This window comes from Paenibacillus sp. FSL F4-0097 (assembly GCF_038593125.1).
Taxonomy (GTDB): Bacteria; Bacillota; Bacilli; order Paenibacillales; family Paenibacillaceae; genus Paenibacillus_AQ; species Paenibacillus_AQ odorifer.
In genome coordinates this window covers 1,717,748-1,733,934 of the sequence record NZ_CP151965.1, presented here as the reverse complement: position 1 = coordinate 1,733,934, position 16,187 = coordinate 1,717,748, and the positions used below count along the sequence as shown (strand labels likewise).

The following is a 16,187-nucleotide window of genomic DNA, read 5'->3' as shown; positions in this document are numbered from 1 at the left end:
TCTTTTTTAGAAACGGAGTGTCCTATTAATGAAAAAGCTAGGTGCATTATTTTTATCCATTTTCATGGTTATGTCTGTCTTTACCACTGCGCATGCTGCTGAAAAGCCTGTCGGTGTATGGATTGATGGAACCGAAATAAAGTTAGGCAATTCTAACCCTGTTGTAGAAAAAGGAACGACCCTAGTTCCTATGCGTCCCCTGCTAGAGAAGCTTAATGTAAATATTAATTGGAATAAAAAAACCCAAACCGTAACAGGGACCAAAAATGGACTGGCCCTCTCACTGACCATCGGTAGCACAACCGCAACGGTAAACGGGGAGAAGAAAAAACTAGAGGTGGCTCCTAAAACCATCAACAATGTCACCTATGTTCCTGTCCGCTTTATAGGAGAAACGATCGGCTATAAGGTGGAGTGGAGTCCAGCGCTGCGCACCATCACTTTTGTGGCCGATACTCAAGCTGCCGGAAGCACCGGATTCTTATGGAAAGTGGAGAACAACGGCAACACCGTCTATCTGCTTGGTTCTATCCATGTGGCTAACGACAAAATGTACCCGCTGCGTCCGGAGATTGAAGCTGCTTTTGAAGCCTCGCAATATTTAGGTGTCGAAGTAGATATCTCTAAGATTGATCAAGCTGAGATCCAAAAGTTTATTTTGGAAAAAGGCTCTTATACAGATGGAACCAAGCTCAAGGATCATGTATCCGCAGATACATATAACAAAGTAACTCAGCTGCTAAAAGCAAATGGTCTGGCGGAAAATGCATTCGATTCCTTCAAACCGTGGGTCGTTACCCAAGGTGTCTCAAGTCTACAGATGCAAGTTACAAGTTATACGGCGGATACCGGCATTGATTTATATTTTTTACAAAAAGCAGGCAAGCTGAACAAACCTATTATTGAACTGGAAAACACACAATTGCAGCTGAATATGTTCGACCAGTTCTCAGATGGATTGCAAGAAAAGCTTCTTGTCGACACACTCGGCAGCCTCAATCAAACGGACAATACTTCCGCAGCAGCTTCGCTGGATGCACTATCCCAAATGTGGATGCAAGGTGATGAGCAGTCGCTCGTAGCGATGACAAAAGCGGTCGCGCAAGAGCCAGAGTATTATAAAGGCCTGGTTTCGGATCGTAACGTCAACATGGTGAAGCATGTAAAAGAATATTTGAATAGTGATAAAAAAGCGACTTACCTTGTCGTCGTTGGCGCGCTGCATATGCTCGGTGACGATGGTATCGTGACCCAATTGCAAAAAGATGGCTTTAACGTCGTCAAACAATAATTGTTTTAGCTAAAATAAACAAGGCTGTCTCTTAGTCATCTACGATGATTATGGAGACAGCCTTTTATTTTCACTTTTTTTAGCTCAATCTAAGAGTAGAAGTTGGCTTAACATGTGGACAGAGCGGAGGGCCCTCCGGGATTCTGGAGAAACGCACCCTACGAACCCAAAGCCGCTTGTTCATAAACGGGCTACTACAATTTTATTAACTGATCTACCTTAACTGGAAGTCCAGTAGCTATTGAACGATTTGCCGCAATCCCGGTCATAATAGACAACGCTCCGTCCACATGGGATGCCGCACGATTAAAGCGATCCTCCAGCGGACGTTCAAAAATATCACGCAGCATCACAGGATCTCCGCCTCCGTGCCCCCCAACTCCTTCTTCAATCTCCACTTCATAAGGTGCTGCGAACTGAGGGAAGACCGTGATCCGCTTGTCTTTTAACGCCCCTTCATCCTCCTTATTTCCTCCGGCATTTACATAAGACTGTTCGACGACCTTTACTTCCATCCGCCCCTTGGTCCCATTAAATACCACAATGAAACCCTCCCAAGGCAGATAAGCATTAAGTGAATAATTCATAATCGTCTTATTTTTGTATTTGACCATAACCGTCATCGTATCCTCAATGCTGATATTATCACCGAACACACTTTGGTCACGCAGGTAGCCATCCTCATGCTCCGTATCCAGATACATCTGCTTTAACTGCTCATTATCTTTAAGATGCAGGGCAAACGGATCATTTTCCGCCGCACTGCTACCATGAGCACGCTGATAAAACTCAGTCACCCCGCGCTTCTCCGCGTTTTCTCTGCCATAAAATCTTAGATCACCCATCGCATAAACCGTATCTGGGCGCGAACCCAGCCAGAAATTCATCAAATCGAAATGATGTGTGGATTTATGAACCAACAGACCTCCGCTGTTCCGTTTATCACGATGCCATCTGCGGAAGTAATCCGCCCCATGCTGCGTATTTAGCAGCCACTCGAAGTTGACGGAAAGCACTTCTCCAATCGCGCCGTCCATAATGAGTTCACGGATTTTGGTGTTGTGTGGGGCATAGCGGTAATTGAAGGTCACACGCAGCTTTTTCCCAGTCCGCTCAATCGCTTCAAGAATTTCCTGACATTTCTCTTCATCCACTGTCATCGGTTTCTCCGAAATAACATCGCAGCCAAGCTCCATCGCCCGGATAATGTAACGATGATGCGTGCGGTCAATACTCGTGACAATAACCGTGTCAGGTTTGGTTTCCTCAATCATACGGTCAAACTCATGAGCTTTATAGGTAGGAACCGCTTGATATTTATATTTTTCCTCCAGCAAACGGTTCGCATAATCCATTCTTGCTCCATTCACATCACAAAAGCCTACAATCTCAGAGGTTTCACGATAATTCGTCGTGATCTCACCATAAAAAAACTCCGCTCGGCCGCCGGTTCCTACGAAAGCATATTTTTTGTTGGACATCAGGATCACTCCATCACTTATTGATTTAAAAGCGTTTTCTTCTTATAGTGTATAGTATAAAATATATCTTAATCTAAGCGATTCTTAGCAGAAATAACAAAAACTTTGCATATATTATCCTCATTATCAGAAAGGAGCAGATTTAGCATGGAACAGGATCCTCAGCCTCCTTTTATAATTGAGCAAATAAAAAGAGCCGGTCCATTCAGCATGGATTCCGACCATTATCACGATACTTATGAAATTTATTATTTACTCGCCGGGGAACGCAGTTATTACATTAACAATCTGATCTACACCTTGCGTAAAGGTGATCTGATTTTTATTAACAAGAACGAGCTCCATCGTACCACGTCTAAAGGCTCTGCAAGCCATGAACGGATCTTAATTAACTTTGAGGAAAGCTTTCTGCAAAAGACATTGGCGCACTTCGAGCTGCATTTTCCATTTATGGCTACACAAAGCTTGCTTTTGCGGCCCGGAGTACATGAACAGGGGGCCATTGAATATCTTCTTTTCAGCATGCTAAAAGAACAAACAGAACCACGGACACAGCAATTCCCCTATCTGCAGACGCTGCTCATCCAACTATTTATTGAAATGAACAGAATACAGGAAATAAGCCGCGAGCCCATTGCCCCTGAGAGCAGTGAGAAGCAGCTAAAAGTCTACGAAATTATTGATTTTTTACAAACACATTATGCTGAAAAGCTTACATTGGAGCGGCTATCTGAGACTTTTTTCATCAGCAGCACCTATCTCTGCCGAGTGTTCAAGCAGACAACTGGCTTCACCATCGTAGAATATCTAAACTACATTCGGATCAAGGAAGCCCAACGTCTCTTGCAGAGCACCAACGCTAAAGTTACGAACATCGCCGAGGATACCGGCTTTGACAGCATCGCCCACTTCGGGCGTGTGTTTAAACAAATCGTTAAACGTTCGCCTTTGCAATATCGCAAGCAAAACCGCTGATCCACAGCTAGAAATCACAACCAGTTCTCTTTGTAGCCGCTCCGTCGATCAAAAGTACCTTATGTGAACTGCCATGGGCATGGGGGCATCTGGGACGGGAGCATCGGGAGCATCGGGAGCATCTGGCATCTGGCATCTGGAGCATCTGGGGCATCTGGGGCATCTGAGCAACAACAATATCTCGTCACTAGATTACCTTTTCGCGCGAACAAAGCTCATGAGGCTATCGGACCCAGTGGACCTTATTCGCAGCATAATCGCTATTTTGGGATTTTATCGGACCCCATAGTCGCTATTGGCATAAAAAGCTACCTATATTAGCCGTTTTCGAAGCAATAACGTCACTGGAGTCCGAAAATGGCCCCAAAAGGCGATAAATCTGCAAATAACGTCATCTGAGTCCGCATAACTTTGTCTAGCAGGAGTAATCGGCGGTTTCGGGGGGCCGGGGGGACCGGGGGGGGTTTCGGGGTTTCGGGGGTTTAAGCAGCACTGTAACGCATAACAAAGAGCAGCGATCCCCACTAATGGAGTATCGCTGCTCCGCTGTAATTTTGTGATTAATACGGTCGTCTCATTCCTCATCATGCCATTCATTTTGCTTCGTCATGTGATTTCATTTCCAAATCTCGTACGAGCCTGTGAACCTCAATTCCGGCCAGCAGCACGATGCCAATCCCATGTGTATCGTTTAATTGCCAGGTCAATTCATCTTTATAATACAGTTTGTTAAACGAATAACCCGAACCGCGGCAGACACCGTAAACATTGCCTAGTTTGTCAATACAATAACGGGTTAAGCCACTCCAGCCGTTGATTGCAGAGGTTACGTATGACTCTGGTTCCAGCAGCCAACCGCAGCGTACGCCTCTAGCAAAAGCGTAAATAAACATAGAGGTACAAGAAGCCTCCGCGTAGGACTCAGGATCCGTCAACACTTGATGCCATAGGCCCCGCTCATCTTGCAGCTTAAGATAGCCTTTACTAAGCTCGCGGAAATAATCAAGCAAATCAGCTCGCAACGGATGTTGCTCAGGCATAACTTCAAGCAGCTCAGTCAGCGAGAAAATCACCCAACCATTACCTCTGCCCCAAGGCACGCCATTGGGTTTATTAAACTTATAATCATACACATGATGCATAATGCCAAGCTCCGGCTGGAACAGCCGCTCCTTGTAATGTAAAAACTGCACCGCCGCATCATCAAGATAAGCCGCATTTCCGGTCATTTCATAATATTTGCTTAGAAATGGCGTGCTCATATACAGATCATCACACCACATCGTCTGCTGCATGAAATCAACTGTGCCACTGGTCCGATACAAAGCTCCGTCAGGCAGCCTGCTCTGCACTTTAGTAATGTAATTGGCAATTTCAGCAGCAGCTTCCGGTGCGCCCTGTAGTGGACGAAGCTTATGTGCTTCCAGCATCGTTGCCCCGAAGGATCCGCAGTCGTCCAGCGAATCCATCAGCGCCAGCTGATGATTGATGCCCGGAGCGCCATAACGTCCAAGGTCCCATAAGGCATATTTATGCAGCCCTGTACATTGCTCAATATGGTGTTGTGCATATTCGGCATAATGGGGGGCCTTAAGCTCTACTCCTGTTCTCAGCAATCCGTACAGGGTTACGCCTAGAGGGTAATTCCAGCGCCCAAACATAACACTCTCCAAATAAGGCCTAACCCAGCTATTCGGTTGGTCCACCCGCCAAAAGGTTACTTCATCCGCTTCCCCAAATAAAGTATCCATAGAGGTCAGTTCTAAGACTTTCGGCGCTGTCCCCGAGGTGAATAGTCCAAGGTACAGCCAAGGATCAGTTAATCCTTCAACTGAATAAGGTTGCACGAGACTACTCTGAACACCACCAGACCGTACGTCCAGTTCAAATCCCCAATTCCCCTCTCCGCAGACGGACTCCACGACGAGATCATGTAGTCCATAACCAAGCTCCAGTTGGATATCCAGCGTGCCGTTCACGTTCTGGTGCTCAGCTACAAGTTTCCCATTCACATAGATAGAGATTTCAGCCATTCCACGATAGCTACCTTGCAGGCGTATGTCATCTTTCTGTAGGCTCTTAACTTCCAGCTTACACCAAGCAAACGCCTTGGCTCCTAGTAATTCCCCAAATATACGTGAACAGTTGCCAGTTGCCTGTTCCTGTGGCGACCATTGCGGCGTCGGAAACCAAGCGCAGCGAGCTGTCATCTGCTCTTCAGTGAAATCAGCTTCCAGCCAAGCTGCCCAAGACGTCTGTTGGGGTCCACTATAAATCCAACCTTCACAACCGCTTAACTGCGCCGTTGGAGTAAGAAAGTGTACCGGTGCACCTTTGACGCTGCCCGTTCCAAAAACCCCTCCGCAACCTGTACCTGTTGCTACATACTCCAGCACAAGATGGTTCCAGCCTTTATCCATGCCCGCCCGAAAAAACGTCCTCCGGTCCGGAAACACATCATCATTTAGATTGGAGCTAAACACCAGACGTCCATTTATGTAAACCTTAACTGGACTGTAGCAACTAACTGAGAAAGGGGCTTCTACCTCATTGTCACTCCACAGCTTTCCCCATACATATACGAATTGTCCTGCCTCTAGCTCCGGCAGTCGTTCTTCCAGATTCATATCGTAACGGCAGTCGCGGAGCCGTTTGAAACCACTCTGTGAATGTACCCGGTAAACCGGAGGCTGCGGGGGATAGGCACCGATAAAACGGCTGGCCACAGCGGCCAGTACATTTTCGATTTTGCCCCCATTATATTTGGCAATACAATCAGGATCAGGAAAGTATTCTGGAATATAAGTACTCACTAAACGTATCCTCCTTCACACAGTTATTTCTCCACCGGGATACAGCGTCGAGCTGTACAATCTTTTAGGCTGAGGTAACGATTTCTCAGAGGCACAGGTACTAATATCTATCCACTCGCTTGAATATACCGTTGCTGACTCATCATTATAAATTACAACCTGTTCCCTGCCACATCCCAGAAGATCGCCATGAACGGCATAACCTTCCTCCTTGAATTCAGCTACAACCCTCATATGTCCATCGTACAAAGCAGGATATATCCCGCCTCCCCGGCGGTACGCGAGAATATAATCCGGAGAACCCACTTGCCAGTTACTAACGGCTTCAACGATAGTCAGCCAACCGTCGGTTGTACGTTCTTCTTTCCACAGTTCCTTGCCATTACAGTCTAAAAGGAACAACGCATCCTTACCTTTTAGCCCTTTGCCGTCATCTTCGCGGATCATTCGGTCCAGCCCGGCAACCTGAAGGCCAGGCAGTTCAGGCCGGAATCGGCCTAACGCCAAATGCTGTGACTCGATGGAGCCGTCATAACGCCAAAGCTCTTGCCCGTCCCGGTCATACATCACCGTTACGCTTCCACCGACAACCAGTTCAGGATAACCATCTCCATTCACATCGCCAACCCAAATACAGTCCGCGTGGTCATCCAGATCGTGGCAGCTCCATAATAAATTACCTTTAGAATCAAGCAGATCATAACCTGCCATCACTTGATCCTGTCCATTTCCATAAAGATCGTGAACCCACGGATAATGTCCTACATTGCCTGTATGCGTCCATAATAAATTGAAATCCTTATCCAAGGCCCACAGTTGATGATAACGGTCCTTCAGAATGATGTCGGAAGCATGTTTTTGCCCTGTTAGATTGGCAATGATAATACAATCATGTGCATGTTCAGCAGGTAAGTCGTATATGGACTTAACCGTTCCTGTTGAACCTTCAAAAATATGAAAACGTCCATCCATTACACATAATACTTCCAGCGACCCATCACCATCTATATCATAAACTTGCGCTGGATAGTCCGAGCCTTGGCTGCCAGCGTCAGGATCGGGTGTGCCCACCTGCCACAGCAGCTTGCCATCCATATCAAAAGCGGTCAGGCATTGCACCTGATGGGGAATATAACGAACATCCTGGCGATTATCCGGCTGGACCAGCAGCATTTCTGCACGTCCATCCCCATTCAGATCGCCAATAAGCATTTTACAGCGTGGACCAGCAGCGGAAATATCTACTTTTGCCAGCTGATAGACTGATTGTGTGTCCTTCGTTCTCATTAGAATCCTCCTGTCTTCTCTCTTCGATTAAATCTCAGGGAAACGGACGGTTTGTCCGCCTGCTACTTCTATAATCACACCGTCGATTTCCAGCCAGACAGATACCACTCCCGGATTATATACAAAATCCCGAGCAGCGGAGAAAATAAGGGCTTCACAAGCCTTCATATAATGAACGAGTTCAATATTTGTCGCGTACCAGATTTCCTCCAGTCCTCCCACTGCTTCACAGAAGCTTTCTATCAACTCCCAGTTATTATCGTTATCAAATTCATAACTATGGCCCCACACATACATCAGATATAAATACTGCCGTTTATGCAGCTTCACGAACTGCTCCGCATGCTCCAGCAAATGATCATTATGATGGCAAGTCCCCCGCCATTCCAGCCAATCCTCCGGCAGCCCAAAGCCGCCGCCAGTGGTCTGTACCACACGGGCATATTCCATGCCTAAATGAGGCAAAAGCTTCTTTATCTCCTTGTTAAAGGAACCGTTAGGATAAGACATTCCCCGTATCGGCACCTGGAGCAGCGTCTCAAAACACTTTCGATCCTCCATAATCTCATGGATGATTTGCTCCTGCGGACAACGGGCCATCGTCGGATGGTGTTGCGTATGGACAGATACCTCATGTCTCTGGTACAGCTCAGTTATTTCATCTGCCGTAATACGATCGCCTTCACCCAGCAGGCCAGAATTGAGATGAAATGTTCCTCTAATCCCATGGCGGTTAAATAGTCCAACCAATCTTTCGTCAGCCCGTCTGCCGTCATCATAGCTCATTGTAAGCGCCTTATGTCTGCCCTCAGGGTAACAATAATAAATAATAGACATCAATCTGAAGCCTCCTTCGCATTACTGTCCAAAAACCGTCAGATTCGAGTATTCAGCAATCAGGGGTGCCATCTGTCGGAACCCAATTTTCCCACCTGTCAGTAGCGGCCCATAGGTTTCACCATCATCTATCCATGTAAAAATCGGCAGTTCATTGATTGCAAAAGACAGCATAGGGCCACGTTTCACCACTAACATCCGGTAGGGCTCAGTCATGTCGCTGACGTCCGGAAGCGGATCGGCTGCCTGCGCAACCAGATGAAAACCATAACTTTTGCGCAAATTACAGGTGTGAAATTCACGTTCTTCCACCCAACGCCTGCGAAAATACGAGATATGATACGTGTCTATCTGCCCGTGATGGTATTGATCATATTCACCCGTACGGCGAGCAAGCGTGGAATCAAATAAATCCTTCCCACCCTCTCCTTTGGCCGCTATAAACAAAATCGCCAACCCCGGCTCACACAATGGGCGGAAATTCCACGATACGGCGAGGTCTGCCGGGAACTCCTCTGGACACCAGAGAACGACATTTGCTTGTTGTCCGGCCTCGGCATGGATAGTGCTCTCTAATCTCATTCGTTGCAAAGGGAAGGAAACCGTTCCCTCTCCCTCCATCTGGAATCCAGCGATATCACTAGTTGAAGCGAGGGGATTATGGTAGATTGGTTTCCATGCTTCAGGGATCAAACCACCTATACCCGTGTCCTGCATCGGCCTAGCCATAAATCATTCCTCCCCACAATGAAGCCTTCAATTCGCGAGTTCCGGTATAGCACTACCGATTAATTCCAAGGCAATGATCGTATTTAAAGACCACTGCGAGGCTTCATTTGTATTCATCCAATCGATCTCATTTAACTCAGTCATATAAGTGACCCGATCAGCTTCCTCCTGTAGATTCACACAACCAAATGGATTCTCCAGCAAAATCGTCCAACACCGCTCTGCCGTCGCCGGATCCTTGCGGTAATATGCTCCATATGCAGCAATGGCTACGCTGAGCACAGGATGCTCAAAACGGAGTTTTCCTGAAATCAACCCTCCTGTAAATGCGTCCTTCTCTTCTTGTGGCAAATTATAAAATACGCCGAACTCAGCCAGCATATCTTCCCAGTCCGAGTCCTCCAGCATTGCCGCCAGCTCGAACCACACCTGCGGACCTCCCATACTAATCGCTAGATGACGCCCCCAGTTATCGTCGCCCATTCCCGACAATAGGCCAGTTGCCGGATCATACCCATATGTGGGACCAGATAAAAGCCGTAAATTTGCCCTTTTGATGCAATTCATGCCTGTTATAATCTTGTCACGATAAGCGGTATCCTCGAACCGCTCCCAGCGGGTCATCCAATTAGAGCTAAAGGCCGCCCAGTCCGGACCCACCCTAACATGAGTCGGGAATTCATCCTTCGGAAAATACGCCCGCATCGGGTCCAGAGTAACTGTTGAATAATCAGCATCCTTTACACTGTCCATAATATCGCCGACCCGCTCGTCTCCGGTCAGATAATAATAGTAGCGATGCAGACCCGCCATAGCGATACGAGCCTCTTTGCAGCCGCAGCCCCAGTGGATGACATTATGCCGCGAGCCTAGTCCGGCGTATTCGCCAAAATGATATACATCTACCTCACTCGTATGCCTGGTCATAGCTTCGGCCATTCGGAACACATCCGCTCTCCCGGACCGGAGAAACGTTACCCACAACCACATATTTGGCACCAGCTCGGAATTCTGCCAGGCACAGCCACCGAGATCATAGTTCCATACATGTCTGACCGGATCGTAGCTGTGCATGAAATCTCCGTAGTCCCAAAAACCGTACCATTTGCGCTGCTCGATCTCCTCCTTGTAAAAGGAGATGATCCCGTCCAGCCGCTCTTCCAGATACACCTTGGCTGGCGTGCTCCGATCAGGCAAACTCCAGAAACCAAAAGCACCCGCTTCATGATAATAAGTTGGTTCACAAACCAGCAATGAAGGTTCTTCAGCTTCTGCCTGCATCCGCTGCAACAATTCAGGCCCGGGAGTCTGCGCCGTACACCAGAATGTTAGCTCGCTAGTATTAGCGATACCAAATGGAGTGGCCCGTAATTCTTCTGCACCTTCATACGAGGATTCCACATGTGTTTTTGTATCATAATGCCGCAAGTCCATAGCTGCCGCATTAGGTGACCAGAACCAGACAGTAAGAGCTGCCGCGTCTGTGGCAGTGGAACCAATCTCCATTCCTGCCGGATGCTTACGCCAGAAATTCTTCATCCCGACGGCTAGCCCTCCACCCTCTGCTCCAACATAACCAAGCCCACCTGCCCGGCGGCCTTCTGCTGCCTTGATCCAAGCGCACCCATCCTCTGTCCGCTTCCAGATCCCATAATGCTCGGAAGAATCTTGAACCAGCCGAAAGCTGCCCCAAGTCGCGGAGTCATCCAATAAACTAAGGAAATAGGCATCCTCTTCTGGATCAAATTTCACAGCACATCCTGCTACCTGATCGACGAATAAATCACGGTACTTACCTTTGGTTCGCCGTGTATGCAACGTCTTAGGAGACTCGCTAAACAAGCCGCTATCTCCGGCAAAACGAACATGGCGGTTGTAAAGCGGTCCACGCAGCGGCACTGTGAATTCTATTCCTAATCCTTTAATAAAATCCTGCTGCGGCTTACCGTCATAATGAAACGTATGAACTAATCGAATAGACTCCAGCCCAGCATAAAAATATAGACGCAGCGTATAGGGAAGCCACTCACGAGCATTGTGTGAAGCTTGGTGAAGTCCCTCTAGCTTCACCACTGCGCGAACAGGTCCGTCCTGTTCAAGGATGGCACTTAACGTTCGTCCTGTGAATCGCTCCTCACGTATGCTCAGGGTGCCAGCACCCTCATCTCTCTGTTCACATATACATACAAGCTCTCCATTACTGCATACTTCGGTTCCTTCCGTGTCCGCCGGATTTCTGCGCACAATACTGCGGATAAGACCCTTCCCCTGCTTGTTAACCGTGCAAATAATAACACCTGTATCTATAATGAAAGCTTCCTCTGTTTCCTGCACAGTTAGTCGCTCAGTCATTTCCGTAGCTGGAGCCGCTTGATTTATTGTCATTGTCGCTAAGGAATCCTGCTGAATATCCGAATTTTTGTTTACTGCCGAGTGCGTGGACCATTTGATGCTCCCGTCAGGCCAAAAAGCTGCCGGCCAGCTTTGCAGCGGCACAAGCTTTTCGTTCTTCGGCATACTTAAGCAGAGATTCTTTAACGATTCCCTGTTGAGCGCTCCTTTTTTCCAAGGAACCCCCCAGGTAACACCCACATCAATAGCGGGCTTTTTTAGCCAATGCAGGTTAATCGGCAGAGCCGTAGGCACAACAACCATCTCCTTTATACCTTCTTCGCCGCACGTCCTCTTACTTTTAAAGAGCTTCATTATTATGGCTTAGCTCTCTATAGCGGCTTGGAGTTATTCCCTCTTGTTTCTTAAAAATCCGGTTAAAATAGCTATGCTGATAACCCACCTGTTCAGCTACATCGTTAATTCGCAGCGAGGTATCACGCAGCAACTCCTTGGCTTTATCAAGCCGCAATTCGGTCAGATAATCAATGAAATTTTTCCCGGTGACCCGTTTGAATGATTTACTCAGTAAAAATGGGCTGATCCCTGTATAATCCGCACATCCATCCAGCGAAATATTATCCATATAATGCTCATTGATATACATCATGGCATGCTCAATCGTCCGTTTGATTCCGGCATCAGAACGCTCGCTCAGCTCCGTCAGATACGGTGCGACTACCTTTTCCTGAAACCAGGCAAGGATAAGCTTCGGCTCATGAATTTGCGACAGTGCCGCGTACAGATTAGCCCCTTTGAACAGTTGGTTTGGATGAATGCCTGAGACCATAATGGCGTGCTGAATACTGCCTAACAAATGAAGCATGCCCTGCTGCACATCAATCACTTTTGCCCCATTGGCACACAGTGCCTCCAGAAATTCCTCCAACAGCCGGTAAGCCTCTTCCGCTTCTCCTGTGCGCAGGGCCTGAATCATTCCGCGCTCCAAAGTGAACGAATATTGCGGTTCTGGCGTACTTTGCCCCTCACGATCCAGTAGCTCCATATTAATAATCTGGTTCTCACCACCAAACTGGCGATAACTAGCGGCTTGCTTCGCAGCCTCGAACGCTAGCGGAATACCGGATATCCTTCCAACCGGTGCACTAAACGCCACTGTTACCCTCATTTTTAACATGCGATTAATCGTTCCTGTCAGTTCTTCGCTAAAGGCTTGCACCGCTTCCAGCGATGGATTCGCAACGGGTTCGATAAGAAGTAATCCTGCCGTGAGATCATGGAAATTGATAATATCAGCCTGCTTAAAGTGCTCGGCAGACAATTCTCCGATAATATTGACGGCGGCGAATGATACAAGACTTTCATCACCGTTGCGGAACTTCCCCTCCTGGCTGGAGATGCCTGTAAGCTGAATATAAAGAATAATATAATGACAATCCTCTACTTCCCACTTAAAACGCCGCATCCGGCTTTGCAGATCCTGCTCAGAATAAGAATATAAATACCCCTGAAACAGCTGATGCAGGAAGCTTTCCTTCACATGTGGAAGTTGCTCGGAAAGAGTGTACTTCAGGGCATGGCTCTCCCCGTGCAAGTTCTGCCAATGTCGTTCAATCAGAATGAACTCATCCTCCCTACTCGCAGCCGCCGCTTGGTCAGGCAACAAAGTCTGCAGCAAACGTCCTATCGGTGAATAGATTTTGCGGGAAGCAAACCAAGACAGAATCGCCGCCAGCAGCAAAGCACTGAAGCTAACTAAAAATATCAGTCTTGAAATGAAGACGACAGGTGAAGTTATGCTGGTTATCGGTGAAGCGGACACATAGAGCCAATCTGCGGAGAGTCGGGAAAACTCACCATAAGTCACTGCATATGTAGCCTTACCCCAGTCGAAGAGAAAAGAGGACTCAAGATTTGACTCATGGTTCGCGCCCCGTTCCACAATCTCATTATGCAATGCGGTAAGTAAGGGAGAATCCTCGGCACTGTCTCCAGCAGATACGTACAAATCCCCCGTCGTCTGCAGCAAAAATGTCTCGCCGCTATTATAAGGTGTCATAGTTCGTAGCATCGCAGCTACTTTCTCCGTATCCATGCGGAGCAAAAGAGCCCCGAAGGGCTTCAAGCTTCCGCCCGGAATATGATGGACAAGCGTTAATTCTTTGACATTTGGTTTATTGGGATCGAATGCCCACTGCGTCCAATAGGTGCTTTGTTCAGTATCAATCAATTTGTCATATTGACCCGATACCGCGCTGGAGTCAATCGTGCCATATTCGGGATTAAATAGTAATGGATGATCTCCTGATAGATAGAGTTCAACGTTACTCGTCATCGTGTTTGAGCCCTGCATCACTACGAGTGTCTTCGTAATATCCCAAGCCCGCTCATGATCCTGAATAAAATCAAGGCCATTCAAGCTGTAATCAAACTTGGGATCAAAGGCCCAATGTGCCAGCATCAGCTCCAGATTGGACAGTTGATCATCAATATTAGCCGCCCGCTGTTCAATCTGCCTGTTATGCATCTGCAGCAGCTCGCTCTCCAGGCGTCCCCCTGCCATCCAGTAGACAAGCGCACCAATAATAAACCCCGGAATGGATGACACCACCAGCATAATGATCAGATTTTTACGATAATATCGGCCCTTACAGCCTGACCAGCCTTTTGTATAACGCTTCCATTTCGCCACATTTCTCATCACTATGCTCTCACCAGCCGAATCAGATAAATTTGAAGTGCAATCGAACCACATTCGTTTTGCTCCTCAGATCCTTTCCAGCCGGATAAAAGCACTAGGAAGGATCTAGCGGTCAGCCTTAGCGTATAACTCGTTCATTTCCTTAACTAAATCATCTCCACCTGTTTTTCTCCATACATCAAATGCTGATTTCAATTCAGCTTCATCAATTTGTCCTACAATATATTTTATGCGTGCATCATTAATTACATTGTCAAGTTGAGCGCCCTTTTGCGAATATACTGTGGAAATAAAGGCCTCTGCCGGATTAACCACGATCGAAGCTTCATTTGCTTTCTGAACTTCGATTTGTTTAAGCCGCAGCGGTGTCTGAGCTACAGTCTTGGATTTGTCCTCAGGTATAAAGGCCAGAATTTGGTTTAACCCTTCCACTTCTGACTCCAGAAGGACAGTGTCTTTGGAGCGTTCAATAAAACCATCCACCATAGTGTAGTGAGTACCTTCCAAACCAAAACCTAACATCGTTTGTAATTCCGGATTATTGATTTGATCTAGAAAAGCCAGTACCCGTTTCAGTTCTTCTTCACTCTTCACAGATGATTTTGGAATAGCCAGCATGCCCGAGAAACCAGAGGTCGGCAATGTATGTAGCTTGCCATCCGTACCTGTTACGCCCCCGCTTACATCTACATAATGTTTATCCGGTTCGTCTTTGCCTTCTTTTTCTAGCGCAGCGTGAATTTTATCATCCACCCGGGCGCCTGTATCGACCACATCGACGATTACTCCTGCCTTATTGTTCACGATCGGATCTGTCCATTTGGCACTATCCATAACTGCGAAGTCGGAGTTGATCAATTTCTCATCATACAGCTTCTTCATGAACTTAAGCGCTTCCAAATATTCTGGATATTCATGCTCAGGCACCAGCTTGCCATCTTGCACGCCCCATTTATTCGGTGTTCCAAACCATAACTTAATGGTATCAAAACCGCTGGCCCACTGGCTGCTCCATTTGACCAGCACCATGCCATAAGTATCCTCTTTACCATTGCCGTCTGGATCTTTTTCCTTGAACGCTTTCAGCATATTGTAGAAATCATCTACCGTCTGCGGTGTTTGCAGCCCCACCTTCTCCAGCCAATCCTTACGGAAAACCATACCGTTACGGCCGAGTACACGCCCCCGATAGATTCCGTAATTCTTCCCATCAATAGCCGAGTTTTTCAGAATAACCGGGTTCGCTTGGCTTAAATTCGGATAATCCTTAAGATAAGGCCCTACTTCCCAGAATGCGCCCGATTTGGCAGCGTTCACAAAACTAGAAGCCTTAACATCCCCCACGTAGATAATAGTCGGCAGCTTCCCAGAAGCTAGCGTAATATTAAATTTATCTGCATAAGATGCGTTCGGGACCCACTCAAAGTGGATTTTTGTGTGGGTCTGTTTCTCCAGTTCAGCAGCAACCGGACTGCCATCCTTCGGATAATTTGTTTTGAATATCGGCAGCATGAGGGTCAGATCCAGCGGGGACTCGTTTTTCTCTTCTCCAGTATTACTACTCCCCTCACTTTTGCTGTTAGAACCTGCAGATTCATTACCTGAGCAACCTGCAACAACAGTGGTAACCATCATAGCCACAAGTAAAAGTAACAACCAGCGCTTCTTTTTTACCGAACGATTAGCTTCCATTATTATACCTCCAAATTGGAATAAGTTAA

At 47.1% G+C, this 16,187-nt stretch carries 10 protein-coding genes; 2 read left to right on the top strand and 8 right to left on the bottom strand.

Annotation, left to right across the window (positions count from 1 at the left end; genetic code table 11):
• Window positions 1-28: 28 nt before the first annotated feature.
• Complete coding sequence (locus MHH86_RS07590) at window positions 29-1,291, top strand: TraB/GumN family protein (protein ID WP_036675660.1); 1,263 nt, start codon at window positions 29-31, stop codon at window positions 1,289-1,291.
• A 194-nt stretch (window positions 1,292-1,485) separates the two neighbouring features.
• Here the strand turns inward: MHH86_RS07590 and MHH86_RS07585 are convergent, their stop codons facing one another.
• On the bottom strand, window positions 1,486-2,772 hold the full coding sequence (locus tag MHH86_RS07585; RefSeq protein ID WP_036675662.1) for a Gfo/Idh/MocA family oxidoreductase: 1,287 nt from the start codon (window positions 2,770-2,772) through the stop codon (window positions 1,486-1,488).
• Between the two features lie 147 nt (window positions 2,773-2,919).
• Between MHH86_RS07585 and MHH86_RS07580 the strand changes: the two genes are divergently transcribed.
• Window positions 2,920-3,747, top strand: a complete 828-nt coding sequence (locus tag MHH86_RS07580) for an AraC family transcriptional regulator (RefSeq protein ID WP_036675664.1) — start codon at window positions 2,920-2,922, stop codon at window positions 3,745-3,747.
• A gap of 593 nt (window positions 3,748-4,340) precedes the next feature.
• Here the strand turns inward: MHH86_RS07580 and MHH86_RS07575 are convergent.
• The 7 genes from MHH86_RS07575 to MHH86_RS07545 are packed head-to-tail and all read right to left on the bottom strand — an operon-like array spanning window position 4,341 to window position 16,158.
• Entirely contained in the window at window positions 4,341-6,560 is a 2,220-nt protein-coding gene (locus tag MHH86_RS07575) for a glycoside hydrolase family 88 protein (protein WP_342479673.1), read from the bottom strand.
• Between the two features lie 15 nt (window positions 6,561-6,575).
• On the bottom strand, window positions 6,576-7,847 hold the full coding sequence (locus tag MHH86_RS07570; protein ID WP_076317278.1) for an FG-GAP repeat protein: 1,272 nt from the start codon (window positions 7,845-7,847) through the stop codon (window positions 6,576-6,578).
• Between the two features lie 27 nt (window positions 7,848-7,874).
• Window positions 7,875-8,684 (bottom strand): polysaccharide deacetylase family protein, encoded by an 810-nt coding sequence (locus MHH86_RS07565; RefSeq protein ID WP_340939520.1) that lies wholly within the window; start codon window positions 8,682-8,684, stop codon window positions 7,875-7,877.
• Between the two features lie 21 nt (window positions 8,685-8,705).
• Window positions 8,706-9,413, bottom strand: a complete 708-nt coding sequence (locus tag MHH86_RS07560) for a DUF1961 family protein (protein ID WP_244886440.1) — start codon at window positions 9,411-9,413, stop codon at window positions 8,706-8,708.
• Between the two features lie 27 nt (window positions 9,414-9,440).
• Window positions 9,441-12,068 carry a hypothetical protein gene (locus MHH86_RS07555; RefSeq protein WP_340939518.1) on the bottom strand — a complete coding sequence of 876 codons (2,628 nt, stop codon included), beginning with the start codon at window positions 12,066-12,068 and terminating at the stop codon, window positions 9,441-9,443.
• A 37-nt stretch (window positions 12,069-12,105) separates the two neighbouring features.
• On the bottom strand, window positions 12,106-14,520 hold the full coding sequence (locus MHH86_RS07550) for a helix-turn-helix domain-containing protein (protein ID WP_080742433.1): 2,415 nt from the start codon (window positions 14,518-14,520) through the stop codon (window positions 12,106-12,108).
• 51 nt (window positions 14,521-14,571) lie between these two features.
• The gene (locus MHH86_RS07545; protein WP_342479672.1) at window positions 14,572-16,158 is read right to left on the bottom strand and encodes an extracellular solute-binding protein; all 1,587 of its coding nucleotides are present in this window, start codon (window positions 16,156-16,158) and stop codon (window positions 14,572-14,574) included.
• Window positions 16,159-16,187 lie beyond the last annotated feature (29 nt).

Bases quoted from the DNA above. Each gene is read 5' to 3' on its own strand.
- MHH86_RS07590 (WP_036675660.1), top strand. From the start codon at position 29: ATGAAAAAGCTAGGTGCATTATTTTTATCCATTTTCATGGTTATGTCT.
- MHH86_RS07585 (WP_036675662.1), bottom strand. From the start codon at position 2,772: ATGTCCAACAAAAAATATGCTTTCGTAGGAACCGGCGGCCGAGCGGAG.
- MHH86_RS07580 (WP_036675664.1), top strand. From the start codon at position 2,920: ATGGAACAGGATCCTCAGCCTCCTTTTATAATTGAGCAAATAAAAAGA.
- MHH86_RS07570 (WP_076317278.1), bottom strand. From the start codon at position 7,847: ATGAGAACGAAGGACACACAATCAGTCTATCAGCTGGCAAAAGTAGAT.
- MHH86_RS07565 (WP_340939520.1), bottom strand. From the start codon at position 8,684: ATGTCTATTATTTATTATTGTTACCCTGAGGGCAGACATAAGGCGCTT.
- MHH86_RS07560 (WP_244886440.1), bottom strand. From the start codon at position 9,413: ATGGCTAGGCCGATGCAGGACACGGGTATAGGTGGTTTGATCCCTGAA.
- MHH86_RS07555 (WP_340939518.1), bottom strand. From the start codon at position 12,068: ATGGTTGTTGTGCCTACGGCTCTGCCGATTAACCTGCATTGGCTAAAA.
- MHH86_RS07550 (WP_080742433.1), bottom strand. From the start codon at position 14,520: ATGTGGTTCGATTGCACTTCAAATTTATCTGATTCGGCTGGTGAGAGC.
- MHH86_RS07545 (WP_342479672.1), bottom strand. From the start codon at position 16,158: ATGGAAGCTAATCGTTCGGTAAAAAAGAAGCGCTGGTTGTTACTTTTA.